Source organism: Trichocoleus sp. ST-U2, assembly GCF_039961875.1.
In the GTDB taxonomy this organism is placed as follows: Bacteria; Cyanobacteriota; Cyanobacteriia; order Cyanobacteriales; family FACHB-T130; genus FACHB-T130.
This window is the reverse complement of record NZ_JAMPJY010000015.1, coordinates 12,566-32,442: the sequence shown is the minus strand read 5'-3', so window position 1 is coordinate 32,442 and position 19,877 is coordinate 12,566. Positions and strand designations below refer to the sequence as shown.

The following is a 19,877-nucleotide window of genomic DNA, read 5'->3' as shown; positions in this document are numbered from 1 at the left end:
GAAGCCTAATACCAGTACCCGTCAGTTACAAACCGTTTAGATTATACCTCAAATCCCACCAAGTAATTCAAGCTCTACTGTTGTGAGACCCTCCAAACCAGGTGGCGGATCGGAGTGCCTCATACGTGCGTCGGCTAAAAGGGATAAAAGGTTGTCAAGCGCGTTTCCAGGGACATCAACGCAGTGTTCTTTGATGTACTGAAGTCCAGCCGCCGCATACTCTTCAAAGATTGTGATGAGATCATCTTCATCCTGATTTTCCTGACCAAGTATTGCGATAGACTCTTTATCGGCTAGAGCTAGGGCGTAGATGAATGATGTATCCTGTCTTCGTTCAAAAATACCCCAGTCAATTCCTTCTCCAGCCTTCTCAATAGGCTCACGCTTCCCAACTATAGAGTACCCAATGGCAGCAGCAAACATCATTAATGCCTGCTTCGTTTCAAAAGAGTTATCTTTCTGAAACACTAACTTATCAATCAGATCATCAAACCTTGCAGGAGGTCGAATACGTCTTGTTTCGTTCATAATTCAACTTCAACGAAAATTGTTTTTTCAAAACCATCATCAGACTTAACTACATATGGATATTCACGCCCACGCAAAGTGATGTTTTCTTCAGACCGCTCTTTTGGAGTTACACACTTTAATACCCATTGACGACCAATTCGCTGCTGTAGTTCTTCTTCAACTTCCCGTCGCCACTGTGACTCAGAGACAATAACGATTATCTGCGGTGAGAGTGTAGGCATCCACTTGGCTACATCCCGGCGATATTCCGATTCAAGTTTACCGAATGCCGAGTCTATCACTAATGGATAGAGTCCACCTTGAAAGAGAGCTGCTTCTCTTCCTCTTTTACCTGCTTCTTCATAGGTGGCACGAGCCTTATCCACCAAACTACCGATAAAAGCTAAACTGAGAACTTGTTTTTCACCAGTGGAAGCACCACGTACTGGCTCTATAGTGCCACCAATATCTTTTGTTAGCTGGAGATGAAATTGCTCATTCAGTTCTGCTTGATAGTCCTTAATGGCAATATTGCTCCATACTTCACCCAGTCGCTGTGATAGGTCAGTTCGTAGTTCTTCATACCGTAATGCTCTGATTCTCTGTAGTGCAGAGCTTACATTAGATAAAGCTGCAAAACGGCGCTGAGCCAACCTTCCCTGAGCATCAGCCTTATCTAAATTCTTGATTTCAATATCTTTCTGATGAATCTGCTCGTCTAGAACAGCCACTTGCTTTTCTTTTTCATGAATGCTGAGTTTAAGTTTGCCTAACTCTGTATCGATATGTCTCCGACGAGATTCAAGTTTAGCAGGGTCTTCACCGTGTTCGCGGTTTCCTATTTTTGATGACAGTTCATCTGCTTGTTCTTCTAGTTGACGCCGACGTTGCCGAAGTTCGTCTCGCGATTTTTGACGAGTATCAATCTCTGACAATGCCTGTTCCCGACGGTTGAGTAGTGGTGGCAAATCTGAACTTGTCACTTTCACAGCAGTATCTAACTCTTCAGATGCACAACCAGCACGATTACGCCAAGCCATAACGGAGTTATATGGCTCTTCTTCAGGTTTTAGGTTCCTGCCACAGATACAAGTCTGATTTTCCAGAAGTTCATCCACAAACTGACGTTTAATGCGGATAGGTAAAACCTCATTGTCATGAGCTGTTTTTAGAACTTCTTGAGCTTTCTTCACAACATCTGGTGCCAGAACAAGATAGCCATGACGAGAGAGAATGCGAGCGATATCATCCCGATGCTGTTTCAGCTGTTGCTCAACCGACTTGGTTTCCCTTTCTACTGCCTCACGCTCAGCCTGCCATTTAGCTAACTCTGGCATCGCAGCTAGCTTTGAATCAATTACCTCTTTCTCTTGCAGGAGAGCATTTTGATTATTAATTAGCTGCTCTAACTCCTGTTCAGCTTTTATCTTATTAGCCTCAATCTGGTCGCGTTCTTCACGAGCTTGTTGTCCTTCCTCTCCAGAATGATTAGTTATCTCTTGACGAAGTCTGCGAGCAGCTTCACCATCAAGATGATTAATTGCTCTATCAAAAAGTTCAATATCAAGAAGGACTTTCACTCCTTCTTCTACTTGATTGTATGCCTCTGGGCTAGCAAGTCTCTCAATACCTTCACCGTTGAACAAAAAGAATGGGTAAAGTGGCTTTGGTAGTAGCTGCTCTAAAGTAGTTTGTGGATTATCTTGTTCTCGAACTTCACCTGTTTCATCAATAAATTTCAATTTCAAAGTTTCGGGGGAACGAATATTACGATTACCTGAATCATCTTTCCCAACTACGAGCCGTCGTTCAGCACTATAGCGCTTTCCTCGGTCTTGAAATGTAATTTTAATTGAAACTGGTATCTCTCCACCGATAGGAAGTTGAGAAAAAACGACCTCATTCTCTAGATGTTCCGTACACTCAAAATCTGGAGAAAATTCCCCATACAATAACCAGATAAAAGCATTGAGTAGTGTTGTTTTTCCTGCACCATTGAATCCATGAAATACGGTGACATTTTTGATTTTTTCAGTCGCAAAATAAACTGTTTGTATTCCGCAAAACTGACGAAAGTTTTCAACTCTAAGTTCTTCAAAAATCATTTAATAACCTCAGTAATAGCCGACCAAATATCATCATTTATGTGTCTTGGGTTTCTCATGTGAAGTTTTGCTCTTTCAGCTTTTACAACCCTACTGAGAAACTGTTTTTCTTCACTGCTTAATTCTTCGATAATAGCGCGTACTTGCTCTGTAATTGGCTTTTGCCCTGCTTCAGATGTCATGTTCCTCGATTCCTAAATCTAATAAGTTTAATCGGTTCCTTAAATCTAATAGCTGATGGAGGGCTTCAGGTCCATTAACTGCGAGCTTAGCAAATTCAATCACTCGCAATAATTCCTTACCAACCAACTGACGAATAATAGGATAATAAGGTGTTCCAGGCATAGATAGTTCTAGTGGTGGCTCCACAACAAAGTCAAATACCTCTGCTATCTGCTTACCTGGAGAAGTTCGTAGTAGACGACCGCGACGCTGGATAAACTGGCGTGGATTTGAGCTGCTAGCAAGAATAAAGGCTCGCTGTATTTCAGGAATATCAACTCCCTCATCCAGACAGCGAATAGCAACGAGGCATTGAACCTCTCCCGATGCAAACTGACTATGTAGCACCTCTCGACGGCTTAATGGTGTCTCAGCTGTGTACTTTGAAACAGTCATGCCTAAGCCTGCTCCCAGAAGACGTGTAACGGCATTAATTTGACGTTCTACAGATTGCTCACTGGGTACTTCAACAGTGCCATCACCGCAATAGACAAGGTTGTGTGTACTTTGTCGCCGGGGAGTAAGGAGCAACTCCAGTGCCTGTAGCTTTCCACTCGCTGTAGCAATCAAACGTGCTCGTCGTATCAGTAAAGCCTCAAGTTGCCGAGAGGATAGCTCTATGTTCTTATCTTTCCCAGATAAGCGAGCAATACTCACAGTTAGTTCGTAATATTCATCGAATTCCTCATCAGTCAATTGAACGAGTTGCGGATAGTAGCGGTACGGGCAGAGAACCCCATCTATTAGAGCTTCCTTTAGCGTGTAGTGAACGAGTGTTGAGCCAAAATAGTCAATCAGTGCTTGTGTTCCATCTGGATCAAACCAACGCTCAGGGGTAGCAGAAAGACCCAAACGGTAAGCAGCGTTTGGAGGCAGGCTAGCCTTTGTCTGCTCTGCACCAAGATTGTGAACCTCATCAGCAATTAAAAGCAGTCGAATTGGGAATCTGCGTAATAGGCTCTGAAATGCTTCAGAGGAGAAGGTAGCATTTGACGTGATGACGCTTGAAAGGAGCCGATTTCCAACTGCCATATTGTATAAGCGGACAGAGAACTCTTCCTGCCATCGCGATCGGGCTACTGCACAGGGAAGCGGATCGAGTCCGAATCGTCTAGCTTGTTCAATCCATTGAGTGACGAGGTGGAGATAAGGGCAGACAATGACAATTAGCAGTGGCGCTCCGATGGACTCATAAAGCTTGGCAGCAGTAGCCAGAGCAGTTATCGTTTTACCACTACCAGTTGCCATTTCAAAAATTCCACGCCCCGACTTCTCAAACCATTCTCGGATAGCTCTGCTTTGGTGCGATCGCAAATTCAGTTCAATAGGAATGCCAAGTGTTTCCTCCAGACCGGGCAGTTGACCAATCACAGGAGGAAGTTGATGGCTATCTTCTGAATTTAAATACTCGATAGATTCAGAGGAATTACGAGGGCGGAGTAAACCGAGACGTGCAGCTTCGGGAAAAGAGTATACTGTTAGGCCAGAAGTTTCAGAGTTCCAAAGAGCCTGAAAGTCTGCAACCTTACGAGCAACGCGGCGCTCATCAGCAGGTTGCCAAGAACGAAAGATATCTGCCACTTCAAAGTTGTCTTGAAGTGCTGCTTTAGACTCATTAACGGAGCCAGTAAAAGCAACACGGTGCCCCTTATTGTCTTCAAAAATTCCTAGTTTCTCATGGTAGATTGCTTGACCAAAGCCATCTTGAACTACAGCAACCTTCAAATCAAAGTGGCGAGAGGCAACAAGCCAAGCAAGCAGTTCACCCAGCTCATTCTTCACTTCCTTGGGAGAACCAAGCAGTATATCTAAGCGAGGCTTACGCACCAGAGCCGGTCGGTCTCGGTACCCACGCTGGAGAGCATCGATATCTTTTCTACTAAGGATTGGAGAGCAGACAACCTGCATTCGACCATTTGACTTGAAGAATGAGTGAAATGCCTGAGGACAAGTAGTAAAAACACTTGACGAGAAGAATCCAACAGCACGCATAAAAACTGAGCTGTGTTGTAAACACCGTTCATACAAATCGCGGGAAAGAACGTTTTGGTCGCTACGGTATTGAAGGCTAAGCGCTAGATCCGACAAAGGCAACTGAACCTCCAAGTTTCGCACGCCATAAATTTGTATAAAGGTCGATTACTCCTACTAAAAATTTTAAGGAAAATAGATTTTTCTCCAAATAATAATAAGTATCTTTCGGTTGCAACAATATCAATAAGTTCAAAAATTGAGCGTCCAACTTAGCTTAATTAAATGCTTTACTCTATTGATCTTCAATATTTTTTAAGATTACAGATAACTTCAGCTCGTCTTGCTGTCACGTAGTTCTAGGGATTGCAGGCATATTCGTCAAGGATGTGATCGCTACTCCATTCAACACCTGCAAGGCCTGCGGTCTCGTGACTCGCCATTGCTTGCAGCTCGGCATTCCCCGCCCGCTTGGAGGCAGCTCCAGCGGCCTCGGTCATCGTCTAGTTGCTGAGGTTTTGTCGGATCTGAGTCTCGCTTGTCTATTCCTTTCTCGTTCGTTGAGTCGTTGGCTGCTGAGTTTGGTGCAGTTGAGTGTTGTTGGCGGGTGAGCGATCGCGCTTTCACTGGCTTCGTTGCCTCGTGTAGTTTGATTAGGTTTCGCTTCTCAGGCGTTGCATATTTCAGTCCGGTGAACCGAATTCTAGTTTCACGACCTTCAGATCCCACCGAAGAGCTGGAACGATGTTTCAGTTGAATCGGCATCCGTCGTATAGAGTGCCTAATATAATCCTAGAGTTAGGCACTCCAGTTGATTGACCCGAACCCAACTGATGAGTAGAATGCCTAACATAGCCCTATAGTTAGGCACTCCGTTCATGTTTATCCGAACTAAAATTATTAAAGGTCAACCTTACCGTTACCTAGTCGAAACTTATAAAACCGCTGCCGGCCAAAAACGCCAAAAGGTACTCAAATATTTAGGTCATGCTCCCACCCTACCGAATGATGCTCCAACGGCTGTTGTACTGTTTGCCGGAGGCGGTGGTGTAGAAGCTGGAATGGTCATGGCTGGCGTTAGACCTGTCTTGAGTGTGGAATGCGACCCCAGTCGAACCGAACTCTCTGCTGCACTTGCTGCCTCGTTATCGCTGAACTTCAAACCCTATGGCACGAAGGTCGTTCAACAAACGGTTCAAGAACTCGCTGATGGTAGTTTTCCCGGATTCCCCCAGCCGGATTATTTGCACGCTTCTCCGGTCTGCTCAAACTTTAGTAAGGCGCTGGGAAAGGGTACGGAGCAACCAGTGGATTTGGAAGCGGCGACTGCTGTAGCCACTGCGATACGGGTATTGCAGCCCAAATGTTTCACGCTGGAGAACGTATCAGGATATAGACAATCCAAATCATGGCAGATTATTCAGGATGAGCTTGTAGCGTTGGGATATGAGATAACCGCCGCGGTGCTGGATGCGGCAGATTATGGGGTTCCTCAGTCTCGAAAGCGATTAATTGTCAAAGCCGCAAGAGGAAAAGCGCCTGGGCTACCGCCCAAGCAAGGCCGGGTGGGCTGGTATGAGTTTGTTAAAGATTTAATCCCATCGCTGCCCTCATCTCAACTTCTCCCAAATCAACAGAAGGTACTTGAGGAGAAGCTAGCGATTTGTCCAGAGGTTCCAGCTCTGCTGATTGAGCGCATTGGGTTTAGGAACGCTTTACCAAAACTGAGGGAACCCACGGAGCCAATCTGGACGATTAAGAGAGCCATCTTTACAGACCAGAGGCAAAATGTTCGCAGCCGGTTTATTGATTTGTGGTGTTCAAATGGCATGGTTAAGAGATTAACGGTGGAAGCAGCAGCGCGGCTTCAAGGTTTCCCTAACTGGTATTACTTACCCGAATCAATCGATGTGGCAGGCTCGCTTCTGGGTTATAGCGTGCCGCCGCACTTTGCACAGCAGCTTTACTCACCTTGAGCGATCGCTCAAGGTGGATCGGAATGGTCAATAAAAGAAACGGACTCTGATACGGACCTTGCCAGAAAGCGATCTCGCTTGTGATCTAGAACTCCAAAAACTCGCACAACGTCTAGTTAAACCGGATGGCGTTGCTTGAGAGGAAGGGGAACGGGTGGATATTCGACTGGCGGAGGATTTGAAACAGAGACGACAACAGAAGCGATCGCGCTAAGTGCTGAAAACCGCCGCTAAGGGTAATGCTAGGGACTTTGCCACACATGGAGTAGACACGACCAACAAAGGATGAGGTGTTCAGTTTTCTCGCCTGACCATTCAGCCTTTTGGCGACACAATCTAAAAGCTTGCAGTGCTACCTCTGATTGAATCACAGCTTTTCTTAGCGCCAGTTCCTCCCAGGAGTAGATTGAACTGAATTCGCTTCGCTTCTTGGGAGAAGAGCGGTCGCGCTAGTGACATCGACACCCCAAAACCAACAACTGCAACGAATGCGCCACACAGTTTCCTATAATTAGCTCAGGTTTGACAATCAGACTGGAGGCGAACAAGGTGGCGCAAGAACAACCCATTCGATTTACCCAACGTTTGGATGTTTGGCAATTTAATCGCCTGCAAAACGCAGCTAACGGTTTGAATGTGTCTAAATCAGAAATGACTCGCACTGCCTTAGGCACTGCCTTAGAAAAATATCTAGATGCACTAGATTCACTCAGTTTCCAAAGCAGAACGCCAGCGGCTTAAAACCGCTGGCGTTCCATTTTTTTGTCAACCCACTGCGACCGGCTCTCGGCCTAGGAACTTAGACCCGATGCGTGGACTACGGAGCAATCTACCCGACAGATATGGATCGGGTAACGTTGATATCATTCTATGTCAGACACCAGACAATTCGCATCAGTAGTTTTTGTAAAAGATTCTTCCTCGGCATCATTGTTGCCCAATCTTGATCCGGTGAGTGTAGATTCTTTAGAAGCCTTACCAGTCACAGTAAAGGTATGCAGGGCAAGGCATCAGGAAGAATGGATAATTGGCAGTGGCGTATCCGAGGAAATCACCAACCTAGCAATCGAATCTCTGGACGACTCCCAAGAAATCGCCCGACGCTTGGGATGGAAAGCATACCGACATACGCCCGGATGGTGGGCATCGGGAATCAATCCTCGAACTGGGGAACGCTCTAAATTTGGGCAGTTCAAGCCCGACACTCCTATCTCATTTCCAGATCAGGATAAACCCGCAAAGTACCTGACCCCGAAAGAAGTACCCTACGACGCACTCTGCCTTGCCCATCCCGATCCTCACTATTGGGCTGCGGTATTAGACGACCCCAGTATCCCCATCTTGGTGACTGAGGGGGGGAAAAAAAGTGGGGCAGCATTAAGTATGGGACTAGCGGCGCTCGCTTTGGTGGGTGTAGAGATGGGATTATCCAAAGGCCGGTTAGTTCCCACTCTGGCAAAGTTTGCAGTTCCAGGGCGTCCGGTGTATCTCGGATTCGATGCGGACTTAGTACGCAAACCCGAAGTCGCAGATGCCCTGAAGCGATTAGCAACCGTGCTAAAGCGCCAAGGGTGCTTGTTATATGTCACCCTGTGGGATGAAGCAGATGGCAAAGGATTGGACGATTACATCGTGGCGCACGGGCAAGAGGAATTTCAACGGAAGGTAAATGAGAGCATCCCTTACAAAGAATGGCTCCAAAAATTAGAGCGGCAATTCAGTGGTAAGCGCGATCGCTCTCGCTCCCAAGGAAAAGAAGACAAGGTACCAGGCGGCGATCAGGGCAGTGTAGCCGCTCTCTTGGCAGAGAAATACCGTGCTCAACTCGCTTGGCACACGGAAATTAAGCGCTGGTATCGCTACGGGGCTACGCAAGATGGAATTTGGAGCCAGCAGGCAGACGAATTCGTTTGGCAAGCTGTCATCGCAGAGGTCTGCTCTGGCCGCTCCGAACAACACGGTTACAAGGCGGATTTCATTAGCGGAATTGTCCGGCTCCTCAAGGCTCACCTAGCCGTTAGCGAGTGGAATGAGGCGGCGGGGTTGTTACCTTGCCAGAATGGGGTATTGAACCTGGAAACAATGGAGCTGCTCCCTCATGCCCCGGCGCATCGGCTAACTTGGTGCCTGCCCTACGAATACAACATCGTGGCTACCTGTGGCCCGATTCAGGAATGGTTGCTCGCGACAGTCGGCGGCGATCGCGCCTTAGTCGAACTTTTACGGGGTTATCTCAACGCGATCGTCAAAGGTCGGTCAGACCTCCAGCGGTATCTGGAATTGGTGGGACCGGGAGGAACCGGAAAATCAACTTATATCCGATTAGCAATGGCGCTGGTGGGGCTGCGAAACACTCACACCACGACATTGCAAAGACTAGAGGGCAACCGCTTTGAGACGGCTAGTATCCGTGGGAAGCGGCTGGTCGTCATCACCGATTCCGAGCGATACGCCGGAAACGTATCTGTCCTGAAGGCAATTACTGGGGGAGATTCGCTGCCCTATGAAGCGAAGTTCCAACAAAGTACGGGCGGCTTCACTCCGACGACAATGGTGGTTGTGGCGGCGAATGAAGTTGTCCAGTCTGCTGATTACACTTCCGGCTTAGAACGACGACGGCTCACCGTGCCACTTAAAAATCAAATTGCTTCTGAGCAGCAGCGCAACTTGATTGAGATGCGTGGCGAGCAACTTCTAGGGGAGTTTGTTGGTTATCTTCCGGGACTGCTCAACTGGGCATTGGCGATGTCTGACGAGGCCGTCACCAATCTGGTGAAGCGTACTGCCCAACACGTACCAAGCCTGACTCAGATGAAAGCGGAGACCCTCTGCGAAACCAACCCAATCGCCGACTGGGCGGATCACTGTCTGATTCACCGGCTGGGAGAACGGACTCAGGTCGGTATCGCCAAGCGAGATAAGGCATCTGAGAGTCAGAACACCTATTCGTTCGTGAATACCTGGCTTTACGCAAGCTACTGCGAGTACAGCACCGCTACCGGCAGTAAGCCAGTCGCGGTCAGGCGGTTTGTCTCTTTGCTTGACGATCTGTGCGGGTCGCAGCTGAAGTTACAGGGAGTGTCGCGAGGCAAAGATCGATATGGCTCACACTTTACAGGGCTGAAGATTCGGACAGGCAACGATACAGATCCGTTACTCATCACAGGTTTAGACCCAACAGATCCGCCAGATAGCGATCCGCCGCCGCCGCCCCCACCGCCACATCACCCAACTTCTCCAAAAGGAAGCGATCCATCTGTGATGGATAAAACCCAAAATGTGATGGATAGTGTGATGGCTCAAACCCTTGCTGGTGATGAATGTGATGGATGTGATGGATTATTTGAAACCTCGCAAAAAGCTTTACTGATTAAAAATGAAAGTGGCTTTGGGCAAGATCAAGATTTAGATTTTGTTGAGGAGTTGAAACTAGCCTTTTATCCATCACAAGAAGTACCACAAACCAAGGCAGGAGATGGATTCCAGCTAATCCCAGCATCCATCACAGCATCCGTCACACCCGTCACATCCGTCACACTCACCGAAGAACAGGAAGCGATCTCGCCCAACCCGTCAATAGAGGATGTAATCGCGCCCAATCCGTCAATAGAGGATGCAATCGCGCCCAACCCGTCAATAGAGGATGTAATCACTAGGCAAATAACTGACGCACAACAGATGCTTTCGGATTGTGAGGATGGTGAGGCGATCGCTGCGGTGTTTGAGATTTTGGCGACGGCTTATGAGGGGCAATTTTCGCAACAAGAGGTGAACCGAATCAAGTCGGCTACATGGTTAGGGCTGCCTCCAGAAGACAGACAGCGGATTCTGCGGCTGAAGAATTCCGACGGGGAACCACCCCAGGAGCGTCAGCCGGAAGTTTCCCAGAAAGCGCTCGTGCCCATTCCAAAACCACAGCCACAGCGAAACTGGCAAGCTGAAGCCCTGCGGATCAATAAAAGAACACCGTACCAGCAGCCTGAATCGCTTTTTGTTGTGGGGCAGTCAGTGATGTATGAAGGCATCCGATACAGCGTGACCATACCCGGGTCAACACACAGCCAACTCGAAGGAGTCGAGAGCGCGATCGCTAACTGGGAACTCAAGCCAATCACATGACCCACATCCATGTACATGAGGAAATTTGATGAGCGGCTCACCCGAACCGAGTTGAATTCAATGGCAGCAAATCTAGGGGCGCACTCAGCGATCGCGGGAAGGCGATCGCTGCCTGAAATGGCGTCTGGCATGAATTGACGATTGCCTCTAAAGTATCTTTACCCCATCATCTGAATCAAGCAAATTGTCAGCAGATTTGATTGGCACATGGTCGCCGACTCCTAGTAAGCCGCGATCGCTACCGTCGGCGGTGCCATCATCTGAATTTGAATCAAGCAAATTATCAGTAGATTTGGTGGCACAAAGCTTGTGTGAATTTCGGCGGATATATTTGAGGCTTAGCTGCCGCGATATCAAACCCGCAGACAGCGTACTCAGGCACACTTCCCCCTTGAAGGTGTGTTGTAACCCCACCGGAGTAAGCATTTCGTAATCTCCTTGAATGGCTTCAATAGAACCACACGTTGAAGATCCGGTGCAACGGAATTAAGAATTCGGTGTACCGAATTCGTTGCCAACTGCTTCAAGGTAGCCGCATATTTAAGATGCTGTGCAACTCGCCTGATCAAAAAGCAAGAGCAGGAGGCGATCGCGTCTTGGTTGCGGTCGAGGTTGAGGTTGCTATTGCAAAGCAACTCGCCTGATCAAGAAGTAGGAGCGAGCGCGAACGCGGTAAAGCCAAACGAGCCTCCGACTTCCCCCAAGCCGGATTCATCTCTGTGATCCGGGTTGGGGGAAGGTGAGGCTGACGGTGAGAGCGTAGGTTGTGTCTCCTCATCCAGCTCGACTTCCAGGGAACCTTCAGCATCTTCGGGTGCTGTTTCACTGAGGTCGATAGCGTTGCGACGATCTGTCGGTTCGCACTCATTGACCGTGGGAGAGATCGTAGCCAGGGTGATCGCGCGTTGTGCCGAGAGAGTCGGTTCGCACTAGCCAAAGTGCCGTCGATAGCTAGAAAACCGAGAAATTTAAGAAATCCAGACATCCAGACATAATCCATCCTTGGATGCGAACGAGGTTTTTAGGTATTGGGATTGGGTATTGGAAATTGGAAATTGGAAATTGGGTATTGGGTATTGGAAATTGGAAATTGGAAATTGGGTATTGGGTATTGGGTATTGGAAATTGGAAATTGGAAATTGGAGCAGCAAGCGACCAGGAATGGCGGTGTATTGGAAATTGCAGAATCTGTCGCCAGGGATTCGAGAGTTGAGGAAGCAATCGCTGGCGGCAGAGTCCCCAACAGCGATTAGCCTCGGAAACCATACGTTGGAATCGATTGGGGCGCTGACTAACAAGGTTGATATCAGCTCCGACCCACTCACCGTGCCATACTTTTTGCTTTCTCACGATCGAACTCCTGGTAAATGCAGATAATTGATAGTTTTCCAATGACACCCAATGTCATCCAATGTCAGTTGCTGTACACCCAATGTCTTCCAATGACACCCAATGTCTTCCAATGTCAGTTGCTGTCAGCCTATGTCAGCGGGTGGCTAGTCGTTTTCCCATATATCCGCGTCGTAGTCGGGTTTGATGTATCCCCAAGTATTTACCGCTGCTACTGGTTCAGGGGGAGCAGGGGCCACTTTCTCGGCGAAGTCGGGAGCTACAGGAGCGGCGGTTACTGGCTTTTACACTGTGAAGTTTGGCTGCGACTCTTCTTTAAAAATGAGAAGAGCTTGCTGGCTCGCTCGATTATCCCGCGCCGAACCATTGCTATATCCACAACTCCTTTTTCAAGGCAGGCTTTACCAATTTGAAAAAGAAGTTGATAAAGTGGCTAATTACTTGGGGACTGCTGCCTCCCAAACTAGAAGCAATTTTCCGAGCTTCTTGTAGATTTCGATGTTGATACTACAGCGCTTTATTTATTCGGTTGAGACTGACTGCAAGACCGACCATTTTTATTCCCTGGTTTAGCTCCTACAAGCGCGAAGCGGTGAACTAGCTCTTAAGCGATGACACTGTGGGAGCTCTGCCCACAGGCGCAAACCTGCAACATCAACGAGTTGGGGCTGTTTGAAGCTAACTAAAGTTTTTCCCTGCTGCTCTGTACAGGGGACTCAACCCCGCGAAGACAAAGATTTTATGGATGTTTTTTCCAGATGACTTCCACTGTCTTGTTCAGAATCCTCTCTTCTGGTCTTCCCACTACAGATCGCAAGCTTCAACGATATGAGTGTGATTCACACCCACTCCATTCTTCCCGTATATATATTGGCCGTCCTTGCCCGACAAAGATGAAGACACACTTACCCCTTGAAGGTGTGTTGTAACACCACCGGAGTAAGCTTTTCGTAATATCCCTGAACGGCTTCATTGAAGCTGCACGTTTAAAATGCCGTGCAATCGCTCAAGAATTCGGCGCTCCGAATTGGTTGCCAACTGCTTTAAGGGAGCCGCATATTTAAGATGCTGTGCAACTCACCCGATCAAGAAGCAGGAACAGGAGGCGATCGCGCCTAGGCTACGGTCGGGCTTGAGGTTGCTATTGCAGTGCAACTCACCTGATTAAGAACCAGAAGCAGGAGGCGATCGCGCCTAGGTTTCGGTCGAGGCTGAGGTCGCTATTGCAAAGCAACTCGCCTGATCAAGAACCAGAAGCAGGAGGCGATCGCGTCTAGGCTACGGTCGAGGCTGAGATTGCTATTGCAGTGCAACTCGCCTGATCAAGAAGCAGGAGGCGATCGCACTCTAGAGCGCGATCGCAAAGAGTCAGTATAGAAATATAGCTTCACGGAAAGCACATGTCGTCCCACTGTCTGCGCTGCTAGATCCAGCGACGCGCTCTTAAAAAAATTCCCTTGGCTTCGGAAAGTCAAGGGAGAAAGGTAAAATTTTTGCGTTCAGTTCCGCAGGCGATCTCAAATATTACTTTAAGTTAATCAAAAGGACGGATTTGGCTAGAGTGAATCCATCCACCGTCACAAGCATCGGTAGAGTACCAACCATTGTCAGGTTCAACATACACAGAAATTACAACCATTTCACTGAGAGTACATTTGACAGAACCTCCGGGTGAAGACCGGACTTTAGAGGGCGGATCAAAGACTAGGACGTTACCCATATCTTCTATGGGTTCTGCATATCTTCCAGAACATACAATACTAAGCATATTGCGAGTTGCTTTGGACTGGGGCCGATGATCCGTGCCGTCTGCCGCCCAAGTCCCTGTGCTACAGTTTGCTTCAGCCGCAATTCGTCTGTTGCCAAGGTAATACACAAATATCGATCCCGAACTCACTGATTGTCTGCTGCGTGGAATCGATGTTGTGTCGAGTCTCACCGTTTGTCCACCAGAAGCAGTACCCAACGTCAACATCTCGGCCTTGACTGGTTGACTAAACAAAACAGACCAGCTACCAATTGCTAGACCTAATATCCCAGCTACTTTCATCTGTTTGTAACTCTTTGAATCTCTCAAACCCTAACATTACAAAATTTGAATGAAATCCAGGAAATTACTGAAACTTCTTTTTTCACATTGAAATAGATAAAAGTTTACTCTAAATAAACTTAACTTAAAAAGTTTTTAAATAATTAAAAATTACTGATACCAGAAGAAATCAAGCCAAAAAATGCCGAATTAGCTTCTAAGCTATTAGGCTTGGTTTTAGCAAACAGACAAAAAATGGTCGTTAAGGCTGAAAAGCCTGGTAGGTAAAGGTTCTACTGAGCAGATAGTTTAGATACTTGTTGCCTCAAACTGTCCCATTTTGAGCCATTAATGGGACAGCCTAAATTGCCAAGAGCGACTTTGCGGCATTTCAGTCTTCTACTGTTCAATTAGGCAGTCACCCAAAATGGGACAGTTACCTTTAGTGCTTCACTAACGACCAAAATTTGTCCGCTGCTAATATCAAGCCCTATAGCAGGATTAACGTTTGCTCAATTATCTAGTATTTGACTATCAGCATTACCAAGCTAGATTGAGCTGAAAAAGCAAGCCATGTTTAGCTTTGCCTCTTAAACGACACTAATACGTCTCCACGTCAAATAAAAGTCACTGTACAAAAACTTTCAAAAATTTATTCACTCATCGTCGCGTTCGAGTGTTAGCGATCGCGTTGGTTTTGCTTGGGTTGGTTAGATGTCCAGCCACTCAATCACCACTGAGTGGCATCATTACAAAGACCAGTACAGGTCTGAGTCTTCGCCTGCTTCTATAAGCAGCTGTTCGAGTGCTAGGTTGTAGCTTTCGGCTGTGAAGATCGCAGATTCAGTGTCCATCGTGCCGAGGTCGTGGATGAATCTGTCATGGTAAGGGAGTAGAGATGCAATAAATTAGTCAAATATCCGCTTACATCTCGCTGGATTTACTTTTGGATGTGCAAGCCGAACTGCTCAATGAGCGGAAGATCAAACGGCAGTGTCGGGCGAAGGATGTTAGCCATCTGGTGGAAAATTTATTAACTGCGTGGGTAAAGCATCGAAAAAGGGGGGGTTGGAGACAACTACCAAATTTTTACTTTGGTGCCTAGTGCATCTGGAAAGGTGCCAGTTAATGGGGTGAAGCCGCAAAGGTTTTCCTGAATCCTAACTGGCACCTTCTGAGAAATACTAAGACTGTCTTAGATGGAAGAAGTGACGAAGCGAACCACAGCGATCGCGACCCTAGTTTTCTAGATGGTCGGCGATTTGTTGAAGGAGTTCTGCATTCAGACGATTAGCTAGCTGAATGCCTGGGTTCAACTTGTTACGGCAGGTTTGAAAAGTGTAATCTTTGTTAGCCGTTCGTAGGTCATGCTTCATCCAGAATGCGATTGACTCCTCCTCTGCATGAGTTGCCTGCTTATCCTTAATAAAGGTACGGAATATTTTCCTTAAAGTGTGTGGAGCCAACGGGACTCCCGTTAGGCGTTCCATTGGATACCTAACTTTTGAAGTCATATCTGAAGCGTCATCCAGTGGCTCCTTATTGATAGGGCCAAAGAAAAGATAATTATGATCTTTTGGCTTGAGAACGCTTCTCATCCCTTGGTAAGTAATTTGATGGCGTCGATGGACGCTTACGATTTCATCGTAAAGCCACCGATTCAAATAATCGTAAAAGTACGAACCATCGGGAAATTGAGTATTGGGAACCTCGCCAATCCACTCCCCATACGCATCGCCAGTTTTGTAATCGTCGGGTAGAAGATGAATGTAATAGCGGGCTTCCAAAGGATTAAGCATCCGGTCTTTTGGAATAAAAAGATCCCCGTGGAAACTCCCGTGTTTAAAGGTTTCGCCTATTCGGAGTTCGCGGAATGTTCGGCCTCGATCCGGAGGAACCAGTACAAAGAAAGCAAAAATCAGGAATCGCATCAAGGAGTTAGCTCTAGCCTGCATAGGGCGCTTTTTTAGTTGAATAACTCCGCTTTTTAACTTCGAGTCAATATGGGTAAGATTGGCTTCTATCCTGAGTTTTTCTAAAGCTAATAAAGTTTGTTCCCAGGTAATAGCTTTCTCGTGATAAGGTACCGACGGACGGGAGCTACGTTTTTCCTTCTCCAGGTTATTGCAGAAAACTCTCAATCGTCTGACAACAGGAACATCCATGCACTCCCTATGATAATCCTCCTCTGTCTCATCGCGATAAAGGAATTTCGCTAGGGATATTACTCCCTCAACATACATTGCCTTTGTACCAGGGCTTGGCGGATTATTTAACCATTTAAAGAAGTCTTCCAACTTTTCTACAGTTTCTGTAGCGACTTCTTTAACTTTTTCTATTGCCAATCCTTTGGCATAGATAAACTTTTCATAACTATCGAACTCACCCACGAGATACTTCAATCGAATTACTGGAATTAGCGAGCTTAAAGATAAATTTTTCAAAGGAATTTGTTTAGCCTGGTATAGCCACCCTAAAAATCTTTTGGCGTGTTCGCGGCGGATTTTTCGGCTAGATTCCTTGTAGCCACGCACTTTCATCCAATCTTCAAAGACTTGTATTTCTCCAGCTATTCTGGCAAGTTCTTGCTTAATGCTCTCCTCTTCCTCACTAGATTCGGGGAAGTAATCTTCTACATCAAAGCTCAAAGCAAACTTATCTAGAGTATTGGCTGGTCGATTAGTTAATTTTTTTCGCTGCATCACCCCTTTACCTTTTAAGTAAAACCTGTAGCCTTGTGTTTCACTGCTTTCATTTAGTGACCCAGTAACTAGCCAGTTTTGCTCATCAACCCAATTCAACAACTTGTTCAGGTAGCTTCTTGGCTGAGACTGTTTGTCCGCTGGGGTTTGGAGAAGTTTAAAGGTTTTTTCCTGCGCCTCCCGAAACTCAGAGAGTTTTGAAAGAGGCAGAGTCGCGAGAAATTGACGAATGGTTGAAATCTCATCTACCGTGAGCCGTTTTCCTTGGGGTAGTACCCCAGAAAGCCCTGGGATCGTAAAGCGAAACAAGGCACTCTGAACGAAGGAAAAATCATTGGCGTTGTTATGATGTTTATATGCATCAACTACCTCCAATACATTCGCCGGAATACCAAAAATTGGTGTTTTGCTGTTCATATTTTTCATCGTTTTAGCTATTTTGGTTCATGCGTATTAACAAAAAAATCTGTAATCATCAGGTTTGCTAATAAACACTCTCCCTTATCCCCTGCTCATTATAGAACAAAAAAGAGTCAATAGCATATACGGCACCCCGTGTTTGCGGAATAATGGATTGTCCGAATTGATGTTGCGCTACATTACTTTTCTACTTAAAGTTGTCTAATTTAACGTGGTTTTACTAATAGTTTGAATACCTATATTTATTCAAAAACCTTGCATGGCAACGGTTTCGAGCAACTGCCTAAAGACATTTGTAAATTAATTGTCTTAATTAAAACCAATAATTTAACAACAAGACATCGCAAAACTGAAGTTATTAAACTTCAATTTTGCTACTATGTCTTCTATAAAGCCCTTCTATAGTTATAGAACGCCATAATTTCCTAATTTATGCGTATAAACAAAAATTATGTATAGCAAGCAATAGAACAAATAGAAGCTTTTAAGGTATTCTTATAGAACGCCCTTCCGCCCTCGTATTAGAAAATAAATTCAGGAAATTGGTTCATGCGGATAAACAGGAGTACCAGATGGTAAAGGCTAGTAAGAGTAAAGTTAGAGCAGAACATCGGAGAAAACCAAGCCACAAAGGAAAGCAGTGTCAGCGGGGTAAAGGATTAATTTACGATGAGATAAAAGAAAGGTTAAATCTGACGATTACTCCAACCGGGAAAGCTAAGCTTGAAGCTAAAGCTAAAGCTGAGCGATGCAGCATTTCAACACTGATTGAAGAGTTTGCTCGAAGCGTAGCTCTTGAAGAATTTCAAGTGAGTGCTGACATTCAACCCTCTACTTCTTTAGAGAAAACATAGGAAATCTTACCGTCATTACGACCGTTGAGGAAGTCAGCTAGATAGTCAGGTTTACCATTACTAGCAACACCGTTCTGAGAAGTAAACCTATATATCTGCTAAAGAAGTCGCTAGGTATCTTTAGCGTTATAAATCCAACCAAATTGGGAATTATAAGAAAGAGATTTAGGAGGCGTACCATTTTACCCATGAAGTATCTCCTAGCCACAACTTCCGAAAATACACACATTCTGAGCGTCAACGGCAACGCATTTGCAATGAGGGTTAAATGGCTACTTTAATTCCACCCAACAATAGTTGTCGGTGAAGCACGACTCTTCGAGAAAGACGGCTTGCCAACAGGTTAATTCATAAGTTAGAGTCAAACACCCTTTTGTGGTACGACGTTCCGATTGGACGTAAACAACAGCATCCAAATTTTATAGTTCTGCATCCAGAACGAGGTTTATTAATCTTAGAAGGAAAGATTAGAATTTGGAGACGGTTAGAAAGGTAACGCGCACGTCAGTAACAATTTGTACAGAGAATGGTATCAAGGAAGTAGATAAGTGTCTTGAACCTCTCTGTAACAGAGATAGCCCCGTTGTGTGGCGACTTGACCGGCAGGGTAGAAGCCTTAAGTATTTGCTAACGTTGATCGAAGACTTTAAGACCTCTGGCACCGGATTTGTTAGCCTGACTAAAAGCATAGATACCACAACGGGTGGCGGCAAGTTGGTCTTCAGCATCAACGAGAGCAAACGACTGGTCGTCGCGCTTGCGCTTCGCTCTCGTTTGAGCAATAAATTATTCAAGAAAGAACCCATACCGGATTAGCCGCGAAGAGAGCGAGAGGTCGTAATAGAGTCGTAATAAAGGAGTTTTGCGCGATCGCGTGCGGCAAGGGGTTTGACAACTCTAAAATTTTCCAAAGAACTAATTTCAGGAAATCTCAATCTGGAGCGCCAGATTGAGAAAGGATTGAGAACTTTAAATTCTCAGAAGCTGACAGATGCCCTTTTGTGGCACTTTGGGAAAATTTGATGAATTTATCCGGTTACAACCTACGAAAAATCAAGCTTTCACCCCAGTTTGGCAGGAGAGGGTTAGACTACCATTTGTGAACGAGCGCACGATTGTGGCAGGCTCTTATACCAGCAAGGCATATTGAGTACACTGCACTTAAACCGTTGTGCTGGTATTGTTGTTGATCGAAGCGCGCGATCGCTCACACACGATCATCTACCCACTCGCACTGAGAGCAATCCCAATGCACTAAGGGTGGGGTCTTCCTCTCAAAGGGCATCTCACAGGAGGGACATCTGCCTGTAAACATGGGGTGATAATCCAGCAGCTCTAGCTTTGCCTCTGGTGTGAATCGTTGCCGAGGCGTGGGCACTGGTCTGCCGTCATAAGTTGGTTGATCCAGTACCAGATCCTCATTAACAAACCTCATTCCCTTTTGTACCGACATTTCAGGAGGTTCAACAGAGGGTTGAAAGTCCAGATAACCAGTGAAGCTAGAATTCGGCGCTCCGAATTCTAGCTTCACTAGGCAGGAGGGTCGGAAGTCGAGACAGCGATCGCTATCTGGTCCTGCGGGATGCACGGTACACCCTATCGAAGGATTGTAAAGATTT

At 46.3% G+C, this 19,877-nt stretch carries 16 protein-coding genes; 7 read left to right on the top strand and 9 right to left on the bottom strand.

The genetic code is table 11. From position 1 onward, the window contains the following. Positions 1-48: 48 nt before the first annotated feature. From NC996_RS12360 to NC996_RS12340, 5 genes are all read right to left on the bottom strand, one after another. Positions 49-528 carry a DNA phosphorothioation-associated protein 4 gene (locus tag NC996_RS12360; RefSeq protein ID WP_190690503.1) on the bottom strand — a complete coding sequence of 160 codons (480 nt, stop codon included), beginning with the start codon at positions 526-528 and terminating at the stop codon, positions 49-51. Then, complete coding sequence (locus NC996_RS12355) at positions 525-2,615, bottom strand: AAA family ATPase (protein ID WP_190690501.1); 2,091 nt, start codon at positions 2,613-2,615, stop codon at positions 525-527. The genes NC996_RS12360 and NC996_RS12355 overlap by 4 nt, the downstream gene beginning before the upstream one ends. Continuing rightward, complete coding sequence (locus tag NC996_RS12350) at positions 2,612-2,797, bottom strand: hypothetical protein (RefSeq protein WP_190690574.1); 186 nt, start codon at positions 2,795-2,797, stop codon at positions 2,612-2,614. The genes NC996_RS12355 and NC996_RS12350 overlap by 4 nt, the downstream gene beginning before the upstream one ends. Next, a complete protein-coding gene (locus NC996_RS12345) occupies positions 2,787-4,745 on the bottom strand; it encodes a DEAD/DEAH box helicase family protein (protein ID WP_348259995.1) in 1,959 nt (652 codons plus the stop codon). Before NC996_RS12345 ends, NC996_RS12350 begins: the two co-directional genes overlap by 11 nt. Before the next feature lie 422 nt (positions 4,746-5,167). Further along, positions 5,168-5,308 (bottom strand): hypothetical protein, encoded by a 141-nt coding sequence (locus NC996_RS12340; protein ID WP_190690488.1) that lies wholly within the window; start codon positions 5,306-5,308, stop codon positions 5,168-5,170. Between the two features lie 378 nt (positions 5,309-5,686). Here NC996_RS12340 and NC996_RS12335 point away from each other — a divergent pair, with 378 nt between their 5' ends. The 4 genes from NC996_RS12335 (at position 5,687) to NC996_RS12320 (ending at position 11,041) form a co-directional block, all read left to right on the top strand. Further along, positions 5,687-6,784, top strand: a complete 1,098-nt coding sequence (locus tag NC996_RS12335; RefSeq protein ID WP_190690486.1) for a DNA cytosine methyltransferase — start codon at positions 5,687-5,689, stop codon at positions 6,782-6,784. A 549-nt stretch (positions 6,785-7,333) separates the two neighbouring features. Beyond that, positions 7,334-7,525 (top strand): hypothetical protein, encoded by a 192-nt coding sequence (locus tag NC996_RS12330; RefSeq protein ID WP_190690484.1) that lies wholly within the window; start codon positions 7,334-7,336, stop codon positions 7,523-7,525. 129 nt (positions 7,526-7,654) lie between these two features. Continuing rightward, positions 7,655-10,903: a phage/plasmid primase, P4 family gene (locus NC996_RS12325; RefSeq protein WP_190690481.1), complete on the top strand. Its 3,249-nt coding sequence runs from the start codon at positions 7,655-7,657 to the stop codon at positions 10,901-10,903. 9 nt (positions 10,904-10,912) lie between these two features. After that, positions 10,913-11,041 carry a hypothetical protein gene (locus NC996_RS12320; protein ID WP_277879780.1) on the top strand — a complete coding sequence of 43 codons (129 nt, stop codon included), beginning with the start codon at positions 10,913-10,915 and terminating at the stop codon, positions 11,039-11,041. Positions 11,042-11,050: 9 nt separating this feature from the next. Here the strand turns inward: NC996_RS12320 and NC996_RS12315 are convergent, their stop codons facing one another. Beyond that, entirely contained in the window at positions 11,051-11,329 is a 279-nt protein-coding gene (locus tag NC996_RS12315; RefSeq protein WP_190690475.1) for a hypothetical protein, read from the bottom strand. 636 nt (positions 11,330-11,965) lie between these two features. Between NC996_RS12315 and NC996_RS12310 the strand changes: the two genes are divergently transcribed. Next, the gene (locus tag NC996_RS12310) at positions 11,966-12,280 is read left to right on the top strand and encodes a hypothetical protein (RefSeq protein WP_348259994.1); all 315 of its coding nucleotides are present in this window, start codon (positions 11,966-11,968) and stop codon (positions 12,278-12,280) included. Between the two features lie 1,507 nt (positions 12,281-13,787). On the opposite strand, the gene NC996_RS12305 is transcribed toward NC996_RS12310, so the two are convergent. Continuing rightward, entirely contained in the window at positions 13,788-14,303 is a 516-nt protein-coding gene (locus NC996_RS12305; protein WP_190690472.1) for a hypothetical protein, read from the bottom strand. Between the two features lie 1,217 nt (positions 14,304-15,520). Next, positions 15,521-17,401 carry a hypothetical protein gene (locus NC996_RS12300; RefSeq protein WP_190690471.1) on the bottom strand — a complete coding sequence of 627 codons (1,881 nt, stop codon included), beginning with the start codon at positions 17,399-17,401 and terminating at the stop codon, positions 15,521-15,523. A gap of 575 nt (positions 17,402-17,976) precedes the next feature. Here NC996_RS12300 and NC996_RS12295 point away from each other — a divergent pair. Both NC996_RS12295 and NC996_RS12290 read left to right on the top strand, forming a co-directional pair. Then, positions 17,977-18,258 (top strand): hypothetical protein, encoded by a 282-nt coding sequence (locus NC996_RS12295; protein WP_190690469.1) that lies wholly within the window; start codon positions 17,977-17,979, stop codon positions 18,256-18,258. A 474-nt stretch (positions 18,259-18,732) separates the two neighbouring features. Continuing rightward, positions 18,733-19,074, top strand: a complete 342-nt coding sequence (locus NC996_RS12290; RefSeq protein ID WP_199303391.1) for a recombinase family protein — start codon at positions 18,733-18,735, stop codon at positions 19,072-19,074. 391 nt (positions 19,075-19,465) lie between these two features. Here NC996_RS12290 and NC996_RS12285 read toward each other — a convergent pair whose 3' ends face one another. Then, complete coding sequence (locus tag NC996_RS12285) at positions 19,466-19,846, bottom strand: hypothetical protein (protein ID WP_199303390.1); 381 nt, start codon at positions 19,844-19,846, stop codon at positions 19,466-19,468. Positions 19,847-19,877 lie beyond the last annotated feature (31 nt).

Coding starts and splice junctions, on each gene's coding strand:
- NC996_RS12360 (WP_190690503.1), bottom strand. CDS start 528: ATGAACGAAACAAGACGTATTCGACCTCCTGCAAGGTTTGATGATCTG.
- NC996_RS12355 (WP_190690501.1), bottom strand. CDS start 2,615: ATGATTTTTGAAGAACTTAGAGTTGAAAACTTTCGTCAGTTTTGCGGA.
- NC996_RS12350 (WP_190690574.1), bottom strand. CDS start 2,797: ATGACATCTGAAGCAGGGCAAAAGCCAATTACAGAGCAAGTACGCGCT.
- NC996_RS12345 (WP_348259995.1), bottom strand. CDS start 4,745: ATGCAGGTTGTCTGCTCTCCAATCCTTAGTAGAAAAGATATCGATGCT.
- NC996_RS12340 (WP_190690488.1), bottom strand. CDS start 5,308: ATGACCGAGGCCGCTGGAGCTGCCTCCAAGCGGGCGGGGAATGCCGAG.
- NC996_RS12335 (WP_190690486.1), top strand. CDS start 5,687: ATGTTTATCCGAACTAAAATTATTAAAGGTCAACCTTACCGTTACCTA.
- NC996_RS12325 (WP_190690481.1), top strand. CDS start 7,655: ATGTCAGACACCAGACAATTCGCATCAGTAGTTTTTGTAAAAGATTCT.
- NC996_RS12320 (WP_277879780.1), top strand. CDS start 10,913: ATGTACATGAGGAAATTTGATGAGCGGCTCACCCGAACCGAGTTGAAT.
- NC996_RS12315 (WP_190690475.1), bottom strand. CDS start 11,329: ATGCTTACTCCGGTGGGGTTACAACACACCTTCAAGGGGGAAGTGTGC.
- NC996_RS12305 (WP_190690472.1), bottom strand. CDS start 14,303: ATGAAAGTAGCTGGGATATTAGGTCTAGCAATTGGTAGCTGGTCTGTT.
- NC996_RS12300 (WP_190690471.1), bottom strand. CDS start 17,401: ATGAACAGCAAAACACCAATTTTTGGTATTCCGGCGAATGTATTGGAG.
- NC996_RS12295 (WP_190690469.1), top strand. CDS start 17,977: ATGGTAAAGGCTAGTAAGAGTAAAGTTAGAGCAGAACATCGGAGAAAA.